Consider the following 18,448-nt stretch of genomic DNA (forward strand, 5'->3'; position numbering starts at 1 on the left):
GGAGGTCGCCGGGGGCCGGTATGCCGCGAGGACCGGCCTCAGCCCTCGCGCCGCTCGATGGCCGCCGGCCGCAACTGGGCCGACCGGATCCGGGAGACATCCAGCTTGTCGCTCCGGTCGAAGCGGTAGACGCCATTCTGCTCCTGGAACACGTCGGTCAGCTGGGTGTAGCAGTAGCCGAACATGCCCGGATCGGCCAGCAGCACGCCCGTCAATCCGGCGAACCGGGCATGGAACTCCTCCTCGTCGCGCGGGCGGTCGCCGTAGCCCCAGGACTCCTCACGGTCATCCCCCCGGGCCAGGGCCGCGGTCTCCGGATGCCACCAGATGCCGCCGAACTCGCTGATGAAATAGGGCTGTCCGCGGTACGGCAGCGACCACGGCCGCCCGTCGGGCGCGGTGTTGACATACGGATCGTCCCGGTCGAGTCCGGCGACCTGCGCGCCGAAGGCGGCGGGGTCCTGCTCGTAGGTGTGCGCGTCGTAGATGTCGCTCTCCGCGACCCGGTGGGCGTACCCGGAGGCGTCCAGGACCGGCCGGGTGGTGTCCAGGGCCTTGGTGGCCAGGAACATCGCCCGCGTCACCGCGTCCAGTTGCGTGGTGCGGTCGTGCAGCCGCTGGTACGTCTCGTTCAGCGGGCACCAGCCGATGATCGAGGGGTGGGAGTAGTCGCGCTCCACCGCCTCCAGCCACTGCCCGGTGTACGACGCGTCGGGCTGCTGGTTGTCACCCGAACTGCCGCCCACCTCGCAGCCCCAGTCGCCGAACTCGCCCCACACCAGGTACCCGAGCCGGTCGGCGTGGTGCAGGAACCGCTCCTCGAACACCTTCTGGTGCAGCCGGGCGCCGTTGAAGCCGGCCGCCTGGGCGAGTTCGATGTCCCGCACCAGCGCCGCGTCGGTGGGAGCCGTCATCAGCCCGTCCGGGTACCAGCCCTGGTCCAGCACCAGCCGCTGGAAGACCGGTTCCCCGTTGAGCAGGACCGCCTTGTCCCGGATCGCCACCGAGCGCAGCCCCGCGTAGCTGCCGACCGAGTCGACCACCTGGCCCTCGCCGTCCAGCAGTTCCAGCCGCAGGTCGTACAGGTGGGGGTCCTGCGGGCTCCACACCCGGTGGCGGTCCCGCGGTACGGGCAGATACAGCCGGGGCGCCAGATCCAGATCGGCGCGGGCCTCGGCGGTGACGACCTCGCCCTCCGCGTCGCTCAGCCGGGCCCGTACGCGGTGCCCCGGCGCGTTGCCGGACAGCGGCAGCTCCAGATGGAAGGCGGAGCCCGCCAGATCCGGGGTGATCCGGGGGCGGTGCAGCCGGACGTGCGGCACCGGCTCGGCCCACACCGTCTGCCAGATGCCCGTGACCCGGGTGTAGTTGCAGTCGTGGTTGGCGTAGCGCAGAGCCTGCTTGCCCCGGGCCTGGGGGCCGGACTTGGGGTCGCGGGCGCGCACCGTGACGGTGATCTCCTCACCCGGCCCGGCCACCTCGTGCAGGTCGGCGGTGAAGGGGGTGAACCCGCCCCGGTGCCGGGCCACCTCGGTGCCGTTCACCCACACGGTGGCGTCGTAGTCCACGGCACCGAAGTGCAGCAGGACCCGCCGGCCGGTCCACCCGGCGGGCAGGGTGAGGGTGCGCCGGTACCAGACGGCCTCCAGGAAGTCGGTCTCCCCGATGCCGGAGAGCACGGACTCCGGCGGGAACGGCACGGTGATCTCCCGGTCCAGGCCGCTGGTCAGCAGGCCGCGTTCCAGGCCGCTGTCCCCGGGGTCGAAGGCGAACTGCCAGGTGCCGTTGAGGTTCAGCCAGTCCTCGCGGACGAACTGCGGTCGCGGGTACTCGGGACGGGGTGCGGCGGTGCGGGTGGGCACGACAACTCCTGTACGGGGAACGGGGTGGGGTGCGGGGCGCTCAGGTGCCGCCGAGACCGGTGGTGGCCACGGACTTCACGATGCGGCGCTGGAAGAACAGGAAGACGATGATCAGGGGAGCGGCGGCCAGCAGCGCCGACGCCATCGACTGGGCGTACTGGATGCCGTAGGCCTCGCGCACCGTCGCCAGACCCACCGGAAGGGTCATCAGGGACGAGTCGTTGATGATGATGAACGGCCACAGGAAGTTGTTCCAGGCACCGATGAACACGAACACGGAGACGGCCGCCACGATGGGGCGCGACAGCGGCAGCACCACCGAGCGGAAGACCCGCAGCTCGGAGGCGCCGTCGATCCGGGCGGCCTCCTCCAGCTCCCGGGGCACGGCGTCGAAGAACCGTTTGAGGATGAAGACCATCATCGGCGCCACCACCTGGGGCAGGATGACCGCCCAGTAGGTGTCGACCAGGTTGAACGTGAGCATCTGCTGGAAGAGCGGAACGATGAGCAGTTGCGGCGGCACCATGATGGACGCGACCGTGACGCCCAGCAGCACCCGCCGGCCGCGGAAGGTGCCCCGGGAGAACGCGTAGGCGGCCAGCGTGGAGATCACCACGGTGATGACGGTGACCAGCGTGGCGACCAGCAGGCTGTTGACGGCCCACACCGGTATGTTGCCGCGTTCGATGATCTGGCGGTAGGACTCCAGGGTCAGCGCGCCCTTGAGGGGGTTGAGGCCGGAGGAGGCGACGTCCCGCTCGCTCTGCAGGGAGGTCACCAGCGCCAGCGCGAAGGGCGTCAGCCACAGCAGCGTGAACACCGCGAGCGCCGTGCCGGCCAGCGCCCTGGGCAGCCGGCCGTGGCCCAGGAACAGCGGGGAGCCGGCGGATTCGGCCGCCGCCCGGCGGCGCGCCGGGCGCGGCCGGGTGCCAAGGGTGGTGGTGGCGGGCACGGTCAGCCCTCCTGACGCGGGAAGAACCGCAGCTGGGCGATGGAGATGACGATGATCAGCGCGAAGAAGAGATAGGAGATGGCGGAGGCGTAACCCAGCCGGTAGCCGGTGAACCCGACGTCGTAGATGTACTCCAGGATGGGGCGGGTGCTGTCGTTGGGCCCGCCCTTGGTGAGGATGTAGATCTGGTCGAACACCTTGAGCGAGGCGAGGACCTGGAGCATGCCGACCAGCACCGTGGTGCGCCGCAACTGGGGCAGCGTGATGGACCACAGCCGCCGCCAGGCGCCGGCGCCGTCCAGGGCCGCCGCCTCGAAGAGCGTGTCGGGCAGCGACTGGAGCGCCGCGAGATAGAGCAGGAAGTTGAAGCCGACGGTCCACCAGACGGTGAGCAGCGCGATCGCCCACATGGCGACCGCCTCGTCGGAGAGCCAGCCCACCGGGGCGAAGCCCAGGGCTTCCAGCAGCTGGTTGGCCAGGCCCAGATCGGGCTGGTACACCCACTGCCAGATCAGCGTCACCACGGCGACCGGCAGCAGGTACGGGGCGAAGAACGCCAGCCGCCACAGCCACTGGCCCGCCAGACCGGTGTGCACCAGCAGGGCCATCGCCAGGGCGATCAGCACCAGGGGCACGGTGGTGATCAGCGTGAAGAACAGCGTGTTGCCCAGGGCGTTCCACACCGCCGCGTCGCCGAAGGCCTCCGCGTAGTTGTCGAAGCCGACGAACGAGGTCCCGGCGAGGGTGAGCGACTCGTCGGTGAAGCTCATCGTGATGCCGTGGACGATGGGCCACAGCATGAACAGCCCGAAGCACAGGGCGAAGGGCAGGACGAACCACCCTCCGCTCGGGCGCCTTCGCGCTCCGGAACGGCCCGCGGCCGGCGACGGCTCCGGAACGCCGCCGCCACCGCCGTCGCGCGCGGCGACGGTCTTCGGGGAAGCCTTGGTGCTCATCGGGCGCGCTCCCTCTCTCTCCGTGGGCCGGGTCACCGGACGGGGTTCGGCTGGTCGAGGAGGTCCGCGCACTCGCGGACCATCCGCCCCACCGCCGCCTCGGCGGACGCGTTGCCCAGCAGCGCGGGCTGAATGGCCTGCGACATCCGGTCCTGGAAGAGCGACCCGGAGCCGGCGAACCAGGCGGGCGGGTCCAGTACGGCCAGGTCGCCCGCCTCGGTGTAGAAGGACTGCGGATCCAGGTCGGCGTACCCGGGTTCGGCCAGGACCGGCTGATAGGCGGGTATGTGGCCGGCACTGGCCCAGGTGAGGCTCTGCCGGAGCATGGCCGCCACATAGCGGTGCGCCTCGCGCCGCCGCGCCGGGTCGGGGCTCTCCTGCCGGGGGAGTACGTAGCTGTGCGAGTCGGTGGCGACGGCGGGTTCGCCGAAGACGTTGACGAACGGCGCGGCGCCCAGCCGGATGCCGGTGCTGCGCAGGGTGGGCAGCTCCCACTCGCCGACGGCGATCATGGCGCCGCGGCTCTCGGTGAAGGACGCCAGGGCGCCGAAGTAGTCCAGGTGGTTGGGGTTGGTGCGGCCGTCGAAGAGCTCCTGGAGGAAGGACACGACGCGCACCGCCGCGTCGGTGTCGATGGCAGGGCCCGACTCGGGCAGGCCGAAGGTGGCGCCGGTCTGCGCGTACAGGGCGTTGAAGATCCGCCAGTTCTGGGCGGGGTCGGTCACATGGCCGAACAGCAGCCCGGCCCCGCCCTGCGCCTCGGCGAGTGCCGCGCTGGTCTCCAGCATCGCGCCGGGCGAACCGGGCTGGATCAGCCGGCCCTCACCGTCCAGCACGCCCGCCCGTTCGGCCACGTCCAGGTCGTAGAAGACGATGAACGGGTGGGTGTCCAGGGGGACGGCGTACAGCGTGCCCTCCCACTGGGCCCGTTCCCACAGGGCCGGCGGGAAGTCCTCACGGGTGACGCCGAATTCGGCCAGCAGCTCCATGTCGAAGGGATCGAGCAGCCCGCCGGGCGCGTACCCCGGCATCCGCGACAGATGGAGCACCGCGACGTCGGGCGCCCGGCCGCCCGCGGCGGCCATGGCCAGTTTGGTGTAGTACGACGGTCCCCACTCCAGGATGGTGCGGTCCAGGGTGAAGCCCTCGGGCCCGCCGCTGACGGTGTCCATCATCTCGTCCATCAGCAGGCCGTCGCCGCCGGAGAACAGGTCCCAGATCTTCAGCCCCAGGCCGTCACCGCCGGGGGCCGGGGCGCCGCAGCCGGCGAGCAGACCGGGGGCGAGCGCCGCTCCGGAGGCGGTCAGGGAGAGCCGCAGAAACCGCCGCCGGTCCACCGTGAACCGGTCGCGGCGCCTGGGATGTGCACCGGTCATCTCACACCTCTCGGACCCGACGCTGGGTTGTTCCGGAGTTTTTACATCGATGTACAACGGCTGTAAAGAGAAGTGACAGGATGGCTTTGCGTCGCCGGGCCGCCCACGGATGGTGATAACCGGTGGTCGGGGCCGCCGTGCGGCCCGTACGATCGGTGACCGGCTCAGGAGGTACGGGTGGCGCGACCCAGGATCAAGGACGTGGCGCGACGCGCGGGCGTCTCGGAGAAGACCGTCTCCAACGTGATCAACGACTACGCGCATGTCTCGGAACGGACCCGCACCGCCGTGCGGGAGGCCATCGACGAGCTGGGCTACCGCGTGAACCTCGCCGGCCGGCATCTGCGCCGGGGCAGAACGGGCATCATCGCGCTGGTCGTCCCCGAACTCGACATCCCCTACTTCGCGGACCTCGCCACGCTGATCATCACCGAGGCCGAACGGAACGCGATGACGGTCCTGGTGCACCAGACCCGCGAGGACCGGCGCCGGGAACTGGCGGCCCTGGAGGGGTTCGGATCGGACTTCGCCGACGGCCTGATCCTCAGCCCGCTGACCCTCACGGGCACGGATCTGCGCGACCGCCCCGGCGCCCCGCCGACCGTACTGCTCGGCGAGCGGGTACGCCCCGGGCAGGCCGACCATGTCGCCATCGACAACGAACGGGCCGCCCGCGAGGCGACCGTTCACCTGCTGGAACTCGGCCGCCGCCGCATCTGGGTGATCGGCGGCAAGGAGGGCACGGAACCGGGCACCGCCGAGGTGCGCAGCGCCGGCCACCGGGCCGCGCTGGAGGCCGCGGGCCTGCCCTGGGACCCGGCGGTACTGCTGCGGGTCGAGAACTTCCGGGCCCTGGACGGCGCGCTGGCGGTACGCCGCCTGCTGGACGCCGGGGAGACGCCGGACGGGCTGCTGTGCCTCAACGACCAACTGGCGCTCGGCGCCATGCGGGAGCTGCACGACCGGGGGCTGCGGGTGCCCGAGGACGTGGCGGTGGTGGGTTTCGACGACGTGGAGGGCGGCCGGTTCAGCGTGCCGTCCCTGACGACCGTGGCACCCGACAAACACGCCGTGGCGCGCGTCGCCCTGGAACTGCTCATGGTCCGGATCTCCGAACGGGACACCGGGGGCGCCATCACACCGCCACGGGAACGGGTGGTGGCGCACCGCCTGCTGGTGCGCGAGAGCAGCATGGGCACCGGTTCCCGCGCCTGACCCGGCCGGCCGGCCCCGCGCCGGGCCCGAACCCCCGCGAGACCGTGTGCGAGAGGGGCACACCGGGGTCACGCCCGTCCACCTCGCCGCCCGGTGCGCGCACCCTCCCCGCGCCGGGCCGGATCACACGGCGCGCGTTGGTGCCGGGCCCGTCGAATCGCGCACCACCAGCCGGTTCAGCGCCCCGGCCTCCGGCGGGGCGGCCGGCTCCTGACCGTTCAGCAGCGCCAGCAGCCGCCGCACGGCATCGCCTCCCTGCCGCTCCCGGTCGACGCTGACCGTCGACAGCGCGGGGACGAGGCAGCGGCCGATCTCGTCGTCGTCCCACCCGAAGACACTGACCTGTCCCGGCACGTCGATGCCCAGCTCGCGCAGCCCCTGGACCACCCCGAAGGCGGTCCGGTCGTTCGCCGCGAACACCGCCGTCACCCCGGACCCCGGCAGCCACCCGGCCGCCCGCCGGCCCGCCTCCGCCCCCCAGTCGCCCGGGGCCACCCCGTAGGACTCCAGGCCCAGTTCGGCGACGGTGGCCTCGTACACCGCCCGCCGGTTGCGCGCCGACGCCCACGCCTGGGGCCCGGCGACGTGGAGGAAGCGACGGTGCCCGAGCCCGGCCAGGTGGCGGACGATGCCCGCCGCCGGCGTGGCGTCCGCGAGCACTCCCTGGGCGCGCATGTTGTCGTCGTACTCCCCGTCGACCACCACCGGCACCGCCATCTCGGTCGGCGCGCGGTCCCCCGTCCACGCGTGCAGGGGGGTGAAGGCCACGATCCCCGCGACGTACTCGGGCCGCAGGAGCGTGTGAATGCGCTCCGCCCGGGCGGCGGCGTCCCCCTCCAGGGCGACCAGGTCGAGCAGGTACCCCGCCTCGTGCGCGGCACGGGCGGCCCCGGTGAGCAGCCGGGTCGGCATCATGCCGGTCGCGTCGGGCAGGATCACGGCGATCCGGTCCGACCTGCGGGTGCGCATGATCCGCGCCATCCGGTTGGGCCGGTAGTCCAGCAGCGCCACCGCCCGCGCGACCTTGCGGCCCGATTCCGCCCCGACCCCGGTCGTGCCGCGCAGATAGCGCGACACCGTCATGTGGGAGACCCCGGCCAGTCGCGCGACGTCATAGATCGTCGCCGGCCGTCTCCCGCGCTCCCCGGCGCCCACGTTCAGCTCCCCGGGCATCCCGCCCCCCCTTCTCCCGAACCGCTTCCGGACGCCGCCACGGAACCCCGGTACCAGGGTTGGGGCCCGCCGCGTCGCCCTGAGTCTGCCCCCGCGTGGGGCGGGTGGGAACACGGTGTGTCCCTCCGGAAGCGGCGCGGCCCTTTCGCGAAAGAGATGCCCCCACAGTCTTGTGTTACCGATATCCGCGCTCCTAACATCTCGCGGCAAGCGCTTACACGCCGGCCGGATCGCGCGGCCCCTCCACAGGCGACCCCTGGGAGGGCGCACGCTGAGTGCGGCCAACGGCGACCTGTCAGGCCGTGAGAAACGGGACAGCACACCGGCGGTGGACACCGCCGCGAAGCCGGTCGGAGCCCTGGGACGGCCCGCCGGAACACACGCCGCACGGCAGCACCTCCCGGCACGGGACGCGGGGAGGACCAGCCCCCGAGGGACGGCACGCGAGGGACACCCGCGCCGTCTTCCGGTGCCACGGCCCCGACCCACGCACGCGAGGAGGAGCAGGTGGATCCGACACCACAACGCGAGGGACGCTCCGGATGAGCGCGCTGGGCGAGTTCCGCACGCTCAGCAAGTCACGCGGCACACGGGCGGGCGACGGGGAGCGAAGAGAACGGAACCGCGACAACAAGGCGGCAGCGCTCTTCCTGGCGCCGTGGGTGCTGGGACTGCTCGGTATCACCATCGGCCCGATGATCGCCTCGCTGTATCTGGCGTTCACGGACTACAACCTGCTGCAGGACCCGCAGTTCACCGGCCTGGACAATATCCGCCGGATGCTGTCCGACGAACGTCTCGCGCAGTCCCTGCAGGTCACGTTCGTCTACGTGCTGGTGGCGGTGCCGTTGCAGCTGATGGTGGCGCTCGCTCTGGCGCTGCTGCTGGACCGCGGTGTCCGCGGTCTGCCGCTCTACCGCTCCGTCCTCTACCTGCCCTCGCTGCTGGGCGCCAGTGTCGCCATCGCCGTGCTGTGGCGACTGGTGTTCGGGGCCCAGGGCCTGGTGAACGCCTTCCTGGCCCTGTTCGGTATCGAGGGCCCGGGCTGGGTGTCCGATCCGGACACCGCGCTGGGCACACTGATCATTCTGCACGTGTGGACGTTCGGCGCGCCGATGGTGATCTTCCTGGCGGGGCTGCGGCAGATTCCGCGAGAGCTGTACGAGGCGGCGGCCACCGATGGGGCCTCCAGGCGGCGGCAGCTGTTCTCGATCACGCTGCCGCTGCTGAGTCCGATCATCTTCTTCAACCTGGTGCTCGGGTTGATCGGGAGTTTCCAGTCCTTCACCCAGGCGTTCATCGTCTCGGGCGGGACAGGCGGGCCCAGTGACTCGACGCTGTTCTTCTCGCTCTACCTCTACCAGGAGGGGTTCACCAGTTTCCGCATGGGTTACGCGTCGGCGCTGGCGTGGCTGCTTCTGCTGATCATCGGAGCGTTCACCGCGGTGAACTTCTGGGCGTCCAAGTATTGGGTTTTCTACAATGACTGATACCTCACCGAAGCCCGTCACGCGCCCGCGCCCCGCGCCCGAATCCCTGTCCGACCCGTATCGGGGGCGGCGGTTGCGCCGTCGTGCGGGCAGTTTTCTCAAGCACACCGGGCTGATCATTGTCGCGCTGCTGATGCTGTATCCGCTGCTGTGGATGGTGGCCAGTTCGCTGCGCCCGAACGCCGACATCTTCACCAGCTCCGGGCTGTTCGTCGACACCTTCGACCTCGATCACTACCCGAACGGCTGGAACGCGCTGGCGTATCCGTTCAGTACGTATCTGCTGAACTCGTTCCTGGTGGTGCTCGGTTCGGTGATCGGGAACCTGGTGTCCTGTTCCATGGCCGCCTACGCTTTCGCCCGGCTTCAGTTCCGGTGGCGGCGGTGGGCGTTCATGGCCATGCTGGTGACGATCATGCTGCCGATCCACGTGCTGATCATCCCGCAGTACGTGGTGTACGCGCAGTTGGGCTGGATCAATACGTATCTGCCGCTGATCGTGCCGAAACTGCTGGCCACCGACGCGTTCTTCATCTTCCTGATGGTGCAGTTCATCCGTGGCATTCCCCGGGAACTGGATGAGGCGGCACGTATCGACGGTGCCGGTCACGCCCGGATCTACGGGCAGATCATGCTGCCACTGATGGTCCCGGCGCTGGCCACCACGGCGATTTTCACCTTCATCTGGACGTGGAACGACTTCTTCACCCAGTTGATCTTCGTCACCAAGCCTGACCTCTACACCGTTCCCGTGGCTCTGCGGTCGTTCATCGACGCCCAGACCCAGTCCGATTTCGGCGCCATGTTCGCGATGAGCGTCGTCTCCCTCATACCGGTGTTCCTGGTGTTCCTGTTCGGCCAGCGTTTCCTGCTGCGCGGCATCGCCACCACCGGCGGGAAATAGCGATGAGGAGACCGATCACCATGCCCCACCGCGCCCCGTACCGTGCCAGGGCCGCTCTGGCGGCCGGCACCGCGCTGCTCGCCGTCGCCGCCTGCGGGGTGGGAGCCGATCCGGTGCTGCACCCCGAGCTGAGCGAGAAGGACGTCACCATCAGCTTCGCCTGGTGGGGGGCCGGCGCCCGCACCCAGGCGACCATGGAGGCCATCGAACTCTTCGAGGCGGACCACCCCAACATCACCGTCGAGGCCGTCTACTCCGACTGGAACGGCTACTGGGACCGGATGGCGACCGCGACCGCCGCCGGGGACATGGCCGACGTCGTCCAGTTCGACCAGCTCTACCTCTCCTCCTACGCCGAACGAGGCGCCCTGCTCGACCTGTCCACCGTCGACAACATCCTCGACCCGTCCGACCTGCCCGACGCCGTCCTGGACTCCGGCCGGGTCGGCGACACCCTGTACGCCGTCCCGACCGGCGCCACCACCAACGGCGTCGCCGTCAACACCACACTCTTCGAGCGGTACGGCGTCGACCTGCCGGACACCGACACCTGGACGTGGGAGGACCTCGAAGAGGCTTCCGTCGCACTCGGCCAGGCATCCGGGGGAGAGGTGAGCGGTGTCAGCCCCTTCGGCGTCGACGCCTTCACCCTCACCGTCTGGGCCCGCCAGCACGGCGCGCAACTGTTCGACTCCGACGGTCAACTCGCCCTGCCCACGGACGTACTGGCCGGCTACTGGCAACGGGTCCTGGACCTCATCGACAGCGGGGCCGCTCCCGGCGTCGCCCGGATCAGCGAGAAGATCGGCCTGCCCCTCGACCAGACGTCCCTGGTCACCGGGGAGACCGCCATGGCCTTCATCCCGGCCGGTCAGTTCTCCTCGTACCGGGCGGCGGCCCCGGACTTCGACTTCACCCTGGTGAACTGGCCAGCTGACGCGCAGACCCCCGAGGGGTTCCAGTACCTCAAGCCCTCCATGTACTGGGCCGGCGCGTCCACCTCCTCCCACCCCGCCGAAGCCGCCCTGCTGATCGACTTCCTCACCAACGACGTCCGCGTCGCCGAACTCTTCGGCCTCGACCGCGGCGAGCCGGGGAACCCGGCCTTCCGCGAAGCCGTGCAGCCCACCCTGGACGCCGGCGGACAGGAAGCGCTCGCCTTCACCGAGGCCATGTCCGGCGAAGTCGGTGACACCCCGCCCATCACCCCCAACGGTGCCAGCGACATCGAGGTGATCCTGACGCGCTACTACCAGCAGGTCATCTTCGGTGAGACCTCACCGGAGGAGGCCGCCGAATCCTTCCTCGGCGAACTCGGCGACTCGATCCGCGCCGCGGGCTGAACCCCCGCGGACGGACGGCACCGCACCCCACAACCCCGCGGGCGCGGTGCCGGGTTCGCCTCCCGGCCGGCGAACGCCCTCAGGTCGCGCAGGGCGGGTCGTAGGGCAGGTCCGGGGACACATACGTGTCCCAGCGCTCGGGTGTCATGGCGGCACCCGTCACCGAGCACAGCACCTCACGGGCCGCGGCCGGATCGGTCTGCCGCACGCGCACCGTGCCGTCCCGGCCGCCGGTGAACAGCGTCCCCTCCACCGGACCGAACCGCAGTGCCACGACGTCGCTCCCGTGGCCGCCCACCGGCAGACCCCAGGGCTCCGGCCGGGAGGGGTCGGCGGTGTCCCACAGCCGGATCTCCCCGACGCTGTTCCCGGCCGCGAGCAGTCCGCCGTCGGGGGAGAACCCCACACTGGACGCGATCCCCCCGGCGCTCAGCGGACCATGGGGGGACCCGGGGGCGGACGGCAGGGACACGTCCCACAGCCACACCTCGCTCTCGCCCGTGCCGGTGGCGACGAGGCCGCCCCGCGGATCGGCCGCCAGCGACATGACGATCTGTCCGGTGTTCGTGCGGCCCGTGGGGGAGGGGGCCTCGCCCTGTCCGGTCCGCCACACACCGAGCGACCCCGGAGCGAAGTACTCGCCGGTGTAGACATGGCCGCCGTCGGGGGCGGCGGCCAGCCCTTTGACAGGCAGCGCGCGCTGGTCGGACGGGTCGATGTCCAGTACCCCGGGCTGCTCCGGATCGCTGACGTCCCACGCGTACACCCCGCCCCTGTACCCGCCCTGCAGCATCATCGTGGTGGCGACCAGGGTGTCCCCCGACGCGTCGAAGACCAGGCCGTGCACCGCCTCGTACGTGACCTGAGCCGGCCGTGCCCTCGCGCGCGGCCGGCCCGGCTCGGACACGTCCCACAGCCGGACCTCGCCGGCGTCACCGCCGGTGGCCAGCAGTGCCGGGCCACCACCCGCCTCCCGGAAGGCCAGGGCGTTCACGGCGGAGGACAACAGCGGCAGGGCACCGACCCGGGCCAGCCGGGTGGGGTCCGAGACGTCCCACAGCGAGACCAGCGAACCCGAGGCCACCGCCAGGAGTTCCCCGTCCCCGCTCACGGCCAGGGCCGAGACCGCGGCCCCGGACTCCGCGACGGCCATCGACGGCGGAAGCCGCCACACCAAGGCGGCGCCGTCCCCGCTGCCACTGGCCAGCATCCGGCCGCCGGGTGCGAAGGCCAGGCCGGCGACGGTGGCGGTGTGGCCGCGCAGCGGCGGGCCGATGACGCGGGCCGACGCGGGGGCTCCGACGTTCCACAGATGGACGCTGCCCGAGTTCTCCCCGGTGGCCAGCAGCCGCGCGTCCGGGCTGAACGCGACCGAAGCGGCCACGCTGTTGAGGAAGAGCTGCTGGACGAGTTGTGGTGCGCGCGGCCGCGACACGTCCCACAGCAGCACGCGGTTGTCACTGCCCGCGCTGGCCAGCAGATCGGTCAGCGGGCTGAAGGCCACCTGGTTGACGACCGCCGAGTGACCGCCGAGATCGCCGCCCAGACCGACGGGGTTCGACGGGTCGGTCACGTCCCACAGCCGCAGCAGGTGCGCCTGGTCGCTCCCGGGCGCCGTTCCGCCGCCTGCGGCCAGCACCGTACCCGCCGGGTTGAAGGCCACGGACGCGATGCTCTGCCCCGGGGAGGACAGCGCGGTGCTCAGCGGGCGCGGCCGGCCGGGGTCGGTCACGTCCCACAACTGCACGACCGCCGTGGTGGCCCCGTCGGTGTAGGTGGTACTGGCGAAGGCGAGGGTCCGGCCGTCCGGGCTGAACCGGGGATTGGCCACGGGGCCATCCGCCACCGCGACCCACTCCGACAGCGGCACGGGGTGACCGGCGTCCGACGCGTCCAGGATCCGCAACTGCCCGTCGCCGGTTCCCACGGCCAGCAGCTCGCCCTCGGCGTCGTAGGACGCCGAGACCCGGGCCCCTCTTCCGGAGCCCTCCACGGAGGCCAGCTCGGACAGGTCCGGCGGCCGTGCGGTGTCCCACAGCCGTACGGCGTCGGAGCCGGTGGCCAGGGTGCCGTCGGCGCCGAACGCCACGGAGTGCACGATGCCGTTCTGCTCCGGCACCGACGCGGGCAGCACCGCCCCCGCCGTTTCCATGAGCCGGGTCCTGGTCTGCGGCGTGGAGCGCATCGTGTCCGCCACCAGGTCGAGCTGCGCCGCCAGGGCCGGATCGCCGTCACGGCGGCGGTCCGCCTCGGCACTGACCCGGTTGAAGATCGCCTCATCACGCTGCCGCAGGCTCTCACCGCGCTGGTCGAAGGCGAACACGGCCAGCCCCGTCGCGATCAGGGCCAGCACCGTGGTCACGGACACCGCCCCGTTGCGCAGCCTTCGGTTCCGCCTCGCCTGCCGCCGTGAGAGACCGAGGAACGCGAGGACCACGGGGCTGATGTGCTCGGGACCGGCCTGCCGCGCCCAGGAGTCCGCCGCCTCCAGGCGGGTGCCGCGCAACAGGACGCCCGCGTCCCGGCGCCCGCCACGTTCCCAGCCGAGCGCGGTGTCCTCCAGTTCCTGCCGGATCAGTGCACCGCTGCCCGCCTCCGCGATCCAGCCGCGCAGCCTGGGCCACGCCCACAGCAGCGCCTCGTGCGTGACCTCGACGGTGCCCTCGCCGCGCAGCACGCCCTGGGTGAACAGGCGGGCGCCGGTGAACCGGTCGACGACGGCGGGAACGGAGCCCGGCGCCGAGGTCGCCAGCAACAGATCGGTCCGGGTGCGGCGGCGACGGGACACCTCGCCGTTCTCACCGATCCGCACCAGGCCGAGGAAGAGCTGACGTGCCGTCCGGCGCGCGCCGGGGTCCAGCCGGGCGAACTCCGCCTCGGCGGTGGCCTGGACCGCCCCGCCGATGCCGCCCGTGTCGCGGTAGCTGCCCACCGTCAGGGTGTCGTCCCGGCGCTGTTGCCAGGTGGCGCGCAGGGCGTGGGCGAGCAGGGGCAGCCGCCCCGTCTCGTAGGCGCCGTCGTCCCGGGGGGCGGTGCCGCGCAGGTCGCGCAGGATGACATCGACCAGGCCGGGCGCCAGCACCAGACCGGCGCGTTCGGCGGGCCTGGTCATGGCGCGGCGCACCTCGTCCTCCGACATCGGTCCGACGATGACCTGGCGGTGGGTCAGGGCCTCCCGCAGGTGGGGAAAGGCCGCGCAGGGCCCGTAGGCGTCCGCCCGCAGGCCGTACACGGCCACGGCCACCGGATCGTCGCCGCCGGTCAGCCCGGCGATGGCGTCGATGAACCGGCGCCGGGCGTCCTCGCTCCGGCCGGCGGTGAACAGCTCCTCCAACTGGTCGACGACCAGCACCAGCCGGCCGCCCGCGGGGAGGGCCAGCCGTTCCCGCAGGAGTTCCCGGAGCGGGCCGGGTCCGGCGTCCAGGGCCGCCCGCAGACGACTCTCCCCGGTCCCGGTGAGCCGGGAGAAGCCCGAGGTGAGCGCGGCGAGCGGGTCATCGGTGGGGGTCAGCAGCAGATGGGGCCAGGACCGCGATCCGGGAAGCTGACCCCGCCGCAGCGCGTCCAGGAGACCGGCGCGCAGGAGCGAGGACTTTCCGGCGCCGGACGGCGCGACGACCGCCAGCGGGTACCGGTCGGCGAGGGACAGCTCCAGCCCGCCGATCAGCCGGCTGACCAGTGTCTCGCGGCCGAAGAACCATCCGGCGTCGTCCACGTCGAAGGGACGCAGCCCGGGGTAGGGGCAGGTGTCGACGGACGACGGCGTCAGGGTCCGTTCGTCGGCCTCCGCGCCCGCGTGGAAATGCTCGTGGAGGTGCCGCGTCACCCCTCCGTACACGATGACGAGATCGCGGCCCGCCTGGTTGACGGCGCCGTGACCGCTCGCCCAGGCACGCAACTCGACGTGCGGTTGCGGTGGTTCCGCGCCGGGTGCCACTCAGGGCCTACCGCTGGGTCGTGATGTTGTTCCCGGCCTGGTAGATCTGGGCTCTGCCGCTCGCCTCGGCGCGCATCTCGGTACGGGTCACCGTGGTCTCCTTCGCCGCTGCGGGGGCGTCGCCGCCGGCCCCGGCGACGATCTCGGAGACCAGACGGGACAGGGCCTCGGCCGCGGCCGGTTCGGCCCGCAGCAAGCCCCGGAACCGTTCCTCCCAGTCGGCCACGAGTCGACCCCGCGCCTCCCGCCGGCCCGGGGTCAGCAGCAGCGCGCGTGCCGCGTCCAGTTCGCTCCCGGGCGCGCCGTCCGCCGCCGGGTCGTGCCGGGTCCACAGCCGCACCACGTCGTCGCGCACTCCTTCCCAGGCGTCCGTGGCCAGTGAGTCGACGACCGATGTGGCCGCCGACGCGGCGAGCGAGGCGAGTTCTTCGTCCATCGGTTCCCCCGTACTGTCGCGCGATAGGTGTACTGGGCGTGAAATTGACAGTGTGAGGGCGGAACGACCCGGCCGCCAGAGGGCCGACGGTGGCCGGTGACCGCCGGACGGGCGTCGGCACGCCGGCGGGGGCCCCGCTTGAACAGGGGGTGCGGGCGGACAGGCTTCCCCCGGTCCGCGCGAACGGGGTGGCCCCGTGCGCGGACCCGGCAGCGGCAGCACAGGAACGAGCCACCAGCAAGGTGATCAGCGTGCTGGTATCGATGACCTCGGGCGGTGTCACCCGGTGAGTTCGGCACCCCCGCCCACACGACCGACGACTCCGTGCTGTGGATCCCCGAGCGCCGACTGCTGTTCAGCGGTGATCTGCTCTTCAACGGCGGCACCCCCTTCCTCCTCCAGGGATCGATCAGCGGCGCCCTGCGCGCGCTGGAGACCCTGCGGGCCCTGAATCCCGAGACGATCGTGCCCGGGCAAGGCCCGGTCTGCGGTCCGGAGGTCATCGATCGGGTCGGTGCCTACCTGCGCTTCGTCCAGGACCTCGCCCGGCGCGGCCACGAGGCGGGCCTCACACCGCTGGACGCCGCACGGGAGACCGACCTCGGGGCGTTCCGCGAACTCCTCGACCCCGAACGCCTCGTCGGAAACCTGCACCGCGCCTACGCGGAACTGAACGGCGCCGACCCGGGCGCCCGGATCGACCAGGCCGCAGCCCTCAACGACATGATCACCTACAACGGCGGCAAGCCCCTGAGCTGCTACGCCTGAGCCGCCGCACGGCGTTCCGCGCACCCGTTCCCTCCTGCCGCCGCCGGTGAGCGGTGCATGGCATGTGTCACCGCTCCTCATGACGTCCGTCACCCGGACCGATGACGGAGCGCACTCACCGCGGCTCCCGCACCCGCGGATCATGGAGATCACCGACACCGAACGCGCCCCGGCGGCACCGGAGATGACCGGAACCGGCGGACGAGCGGGGGAATCGCCTCTGGCCACCGGCCGTACCCCGACCCGTCCGGCCACGCCGCCGAGGGCGAGGAACCCACTGTCCGGCCGCCACACCGGTGGCGTCCGCGAGGAGGAACATGCGTATCCGTCCCCCCATCCACCGAACGGCGGCGCTCGGCGCGTCACTGCTGTTGGTGGGAGTGCTCGGAGCCTGTACATCGGCGAGCCCGGACGCCACCCCGAAGGAATCGCCGACCGACACCTCGGACGCGCTGCGGCACTTCTACGAGCAGGACCTGGCCTTCGAGCCGTGCGAACCGTACGCGACCAAGCCCAGCGACGAGGAACTGTTCGCGAACGAGCAGTTCGAGTGCGCCCGGATGGAGGCACCGCTGGACTACGACGACCCGGACGGCGAGACCGTGTCGATCGCGCTGCTGCGGTCGCCGGCGAAGGGGGAGCCGGTCGGATCCCTGCTGACCAACCCGGGCGGCCCCGGCTTCCCGGGGATGAACTTCGCCGCGCTGATCGCCCTGCTGGGCCCCGAGAGCCCCGTGGCGGAGCGGTTCGACCTGATCGGCTTCGATCCGCGCGGCGTCGGCGCGTCGCAACCCGCCCTGGACTGCTACACCGACGCCGAACGCGATGACCCCGCGATGGCGGAGAAGCACCTCCTGGGCGGCTGGACGGCCCAGGACGTGCGGCAGTGGATGGAGCAGTGCGCCGAACGCTCCGGGGGAGAACAGGTCCTCGCCCACGTGGGCACCCGGGACGCCGCGCGCGACATGGACGTCCTGCGCGCTGTGCTCGGCGACGACCGGCTGAGCTTCCTCGGCACGAGCTACGGCTCGCGGCTGGGAGCCGTCTACGCCGAGATGTTCCCCGAGAACGTCAGGGCGCTGGTCCTCGACGGGGCGATGGACCCCTACGCGAACAGCGCGGAACGGCGAGCGTCGCAGTTCGCCGGCCTGCAGCGCTCGTTCGAGATGATGGGTGCCTCCTGCACCGAAGAGGCGGACTGCCCGCTGGGTTCCGACCCCGAGACGGTGACCGAACGGTTCCAGGACATCGTCCGCCCGCTGATCGAGAACCCGGTCCCGGCCGGCGACGGGCGCGAACTCGGCTTCACCCACGCGGTCGACGGGGTGATCGCCGGGCTGTACGCGAAGTCGCGCTGGCCCGACATCATCGAGGGAATCCGTGAGATCGGGGACGGGCGCGGCGACACCCTGATAGGGCTCTACGACGGCTACTACGAGCGGGACGCCGATGGCAGCTACAGCAACTCCATCGAAGCCACCCAGGCCATCAACTGCCTGGACGAGGACCGGCACACCGCCGAACAGGAGACGGCGCTCCTGCGAGCGACCCTCGACGCCGCCCCCTTCCTCGACCCCGGTCTGCCGATCGCCGAGACGCGGAACCTGTGCGAGGCGTGGCCCGTCGAGCCGACCCTGGGCTACCCCTACGCCACCGACATCGAGGGACTGCCCGACACCCTGACCGTCACCGTCACCGGCGACCCCGTGACCCCGTACGAGGGCGGCACCCGCCTGGCCGAAGCACTGGGAGGCAGCCTGCTCACCGTCGAGGGCGAGCAGCACGGCGTGGCTCTGATCGCGGGCAACGCGTGCGTCGACGACATCGTCGCCGACTACCTCGTCAACCTCACCTCCCCGCCCGCCGACGCCCGGTGCACGCTGGAGTGATCCCGGCCCGGCTCCTCGCCGGACCGCTCTCCGAAGCACCGGGGGACCTGAGCCGCCGGGGCCCTCCTCCCTCGCACCCCGCACCCGGGCGAACGCGCCCGGGGCGCGGGGCGCGCGTGGTCGTGAACGGTGTGCACCCCCGCCGGA

General features: G+C 71.8%; 13 protein-coding genes. 6 read left to right on the forward strand and 7 right to left on the reverse strand.

The window, feature by feature from the left end; translation table 11 throughout:
* Positions 1 to 38 precede the first annotated feature (38 nt).
* The 4 genes from SXIM_RS26635 to SXIM_RS26650 are packed head-to-tail and all read right to left on the reverse strand — an operon-like array spanning position 39 to position 5,146.
* Positions 39 to 1,862, reverse strand: a complete 1,824-nt coding sequence (locus tag SXIM_RS26635; RefSeq protein ID WP_046725296.1) for a glycoside hydrolase family 2 protein — start codon at positions 1,860 to 1,862, stop codon at positions 39 to 41.
* A gap of 40 nt (positions 1,863 to 1,902) precedes the next feature.
* Positions 1,903 to 2,814 (reverse strand): carbohydrate ABC transporter permease, encoded by a 912-nt coding sequence (locus SXIM_RS26640; protein WP_046725297.1) that lies wholly within the window; start codon positions 2,812 to 2,814, stop codon positions 1,903 to 1,905.
* 2 nt (positions 2,815 to 2,816) lie between these two features.
* Positions 2,817 to 3,770, reverse strand: a complete 954-nt coding sequence (locus SXIM_RS26645) for a carbohydrate ABC transporter permease (RefSeq protein ID WP_046725298.1) — start codon at positions 3,768 to 3,770, stop codon at positions 2,817 to 2,819.
* Between the two features lie 32 nt (positions 3,771 to 3,802).
* On the reverse strand, positions 3,803 to 5,146 hold the full coding sequence (locus SXIM_RS26650; protein WP_046725299.1) for an extracellular solute-binding protein: 1,344 nt from the start codon (positions 5,144 to 5,146) through the stop codon (positions 3,803 to 3,805).
* 177 nt (positions 5,147 to 5,323) lie between these two features.
* Here SXIM_RS26650 and SXIM_RS26655 point away from each other — a divergent pair, with 177 nt between their 5' ends.
* The gene (locus tag SXIM_RS26655) at positions 5,324 to 6,361 is read left to right on the forward strand and encodes a LacI family DNA-binding transcriptional regulator (protein ID WP_046725300.1); all 1,038 of its coding nucleotides are present in this window, start codon (positions 5,324 to 5,326) and stop codon (positions 6,359 to 6,361) included.
* A 123-nt stretch (positions 6,362 to 6,484) separates the two neighbouring features.
* Here SXIM_RS26655 and SXIM_RS26660 read toward each other — a convergent pair whose 3' ends face one another.
* On the reverse strand, positions 6,485 to 7,534 hold the full coding sequence (locus tag SXIM_RS26660) for a LacI family DNA-binding transcriptional regulator (protein WP_046725301.1): 1,050 nt from the start codon (positions 7,532 to 7,534) through the stop codon (positions 6,485 to 6,487).
* A gap of 542 nt (positions 7,535 to 8,076) precedes the next feature.
* On the opposite strand from SXIM_RS26660, the gene SXIM_RS26665 reads away from it, so the two are divergent.
* Genes SXIM_RS26665 through SXIM_RS26675 form a run of 3 tightly spaced genes read left to right on the forward strand, consistent with a single transcriptional unit; the run spans position 8,077 to position 11,271 of the window.
* Positions 8,077 to 9,024 (forward strand): carbohydrate ABC transporter permease, encoded by a 948-nt coding sequence (locus SXIM_RS26665; RefSeq protein WP_030737891.1) that lies wholly within the window; start codon positions 8,077 to 8,079, stop codon positions 9,022 to 9,024.
* A complete protein-coding gene (locus SXIM_RS26670) occupies positions 9,017 to 9,928 on the forward strand; it encodes a carbohydrate ABC transporter permease (protein WP_030737894.1) in 912 nt (303 codons plus the stop codon). The genes SXIM_RS26665 and SXIM_RS26670 overlap by 8 nt, the downstream gene beginning before the upstream one ends.
* 2 nt (positions 9,929 to 9,930) lie before the next feature.
* Positions 9,931 to 11,271 (forward strand): ABC transporter substrate-binding protein, encoded by a 1,341-nt coding sequence (locus SXIM_RS26675; RefSeq protein WP_078847049.1) that lies wholly within the window; start codon positions 9,931 to 9,933, stop codon positions 11,269 to 11,271.
* Between the two features lie 79 nt (positions 11,272 to 11,350).
* On the opposite strand, the gene SXIM_RS26680 is transcribed toward SXIM_RS26675, so the two are convergent.
* Both SXIM_RS26680 and SXIM_RS26685 read right to left on the reverse strand, forming a co-directional pair.
* A complete protein-coding gene (locus tag SXIM_RS26680; protein ID WP_046725303.1) occupies positions 11,351 to 15,208 on the reverse strand; it encodes an nSTAND1 domain-containing NTPase in 3,858 nt (1,285 codons plus the stop codon).
* A gap of 7 nt (positions 15,209 to 15,215) precedes the next feature.
* Positions 15,216 to 15,644, reverse strand: coding sequence for a hypothetical protein (locus SXIM_RS26685; RefSeq protein WP_030737904.1), 429 nt, complete (start codon positions 15,642 to 15,644; stop codon positions 15,216 to 15,218).
* Between the two features lie 276 nt (positions 15,645 to 15,920).
* On the opposite strand from SXIM_RS26685, the gene SXIM_RS26690 reads away from it, so the two are divergent.
* Both SXIM_RS26690 and SXIM_RS26695 read left to right on the forward strand, forming a co-directional pair.
* Positions 15,921 to 16,412: an MBL fold metallo-hydrolase gene (locus SXIM_RS26690; RefSeq protein WP_078847050.1), complete on the forward strand. Its 492-nt coding sequence runs from the start codon at positions 15,921 to 15,923 to the stop codon at positions 16,410 to 16,412.
* Positions 16,413 to 16,729: 317 nt separating this feature from the next.
* Positions 16,730 to 18,301: an alpha/beta hydrolase gene (locus tag SXIM_RS26695; protein WP_046725304.1), complete on the forward strand. Its 1,572-nt coding sequence runs from the start codon at positions 16,730 to 16,732 to the stop codon at positions 18,299 to 18,301.
* Positions 18,302 to 18,448 lie beyond the last annotated feature (147 nt).

It is taken from the genome of Streptomyces xiamenensis, from assembly GCF_000993785.3.
Lineage (GTDB): Bacteria > Actinomycetota > Actinomycetes > Streptomycetales > Streptomycetaceae > Streptomyces > Streptomyces xiamenensis.

What these genes read in the sequence shown, in the direction of transcription:
- SXIM_RS26685 (WP_030737904.1), bottom strand. Translation starts at nt 15,644, where the DNA reads ATGGACGAAGAACTCGCCTCGCTCGCCGCGTCGGCGGCCACATCGGTC.
- SXIM_RS26670 (WP_030737894.1), top strand. Translation starts at nt 9,017, where the DNA reads ATGACTGATACCTCACCGAAGCCCGTCACGCGCCCGCGCCCCGCGCCC.
- SXIM_RS26650 (WP_046725299.1), bottom strand. Translation starts at nt 5,146, where the DNA reads ATGACCGGTGCACATCCCAGGCGCCGCGACCGGTTCACGGTGGACCGG.
- SXIM_RS26665 (WP_030737891.1), top strand. Translation starts at nt 8,077, where the DNA reads ATGAGCGCGCTGGGCGAGTTCCGCACGCTCAGCAAGTCACGCGGCACA.
- SXIM_RS26675 (WP_078847049.1), top strand. Translation starts at nt 9,931, where the DNA reads ATGAGGAGACCGATCACCATGCCCCACCGCGCCCCGTACCGTGCCAGG.
- SXIM_RS26645 (WP_046725298.1), bottom strand. Translation starts at nt 3,770, where the DNA reads ATGAGCACCAAGGCTTCCCCGAAGACCGTCGCCGCGCGCGACGGCGGT.
- SXIM_RS26660 (WP_046725301.1), bottom strand. Translation starts at nt 7,534, where the DNA reads ATGCCCGGGGAGCTGAACGTGGGCGCCGGGGAGCGCGGGAGACGGCCG.
- SXIM_RS26695 (WP_046725304.1), top strand. Translation starts at nt 16,730, where the DNA reads ATGCGTATCCGTCCCCCCATCCACCGAACGGCGGCGCTCGGCGCGTCA.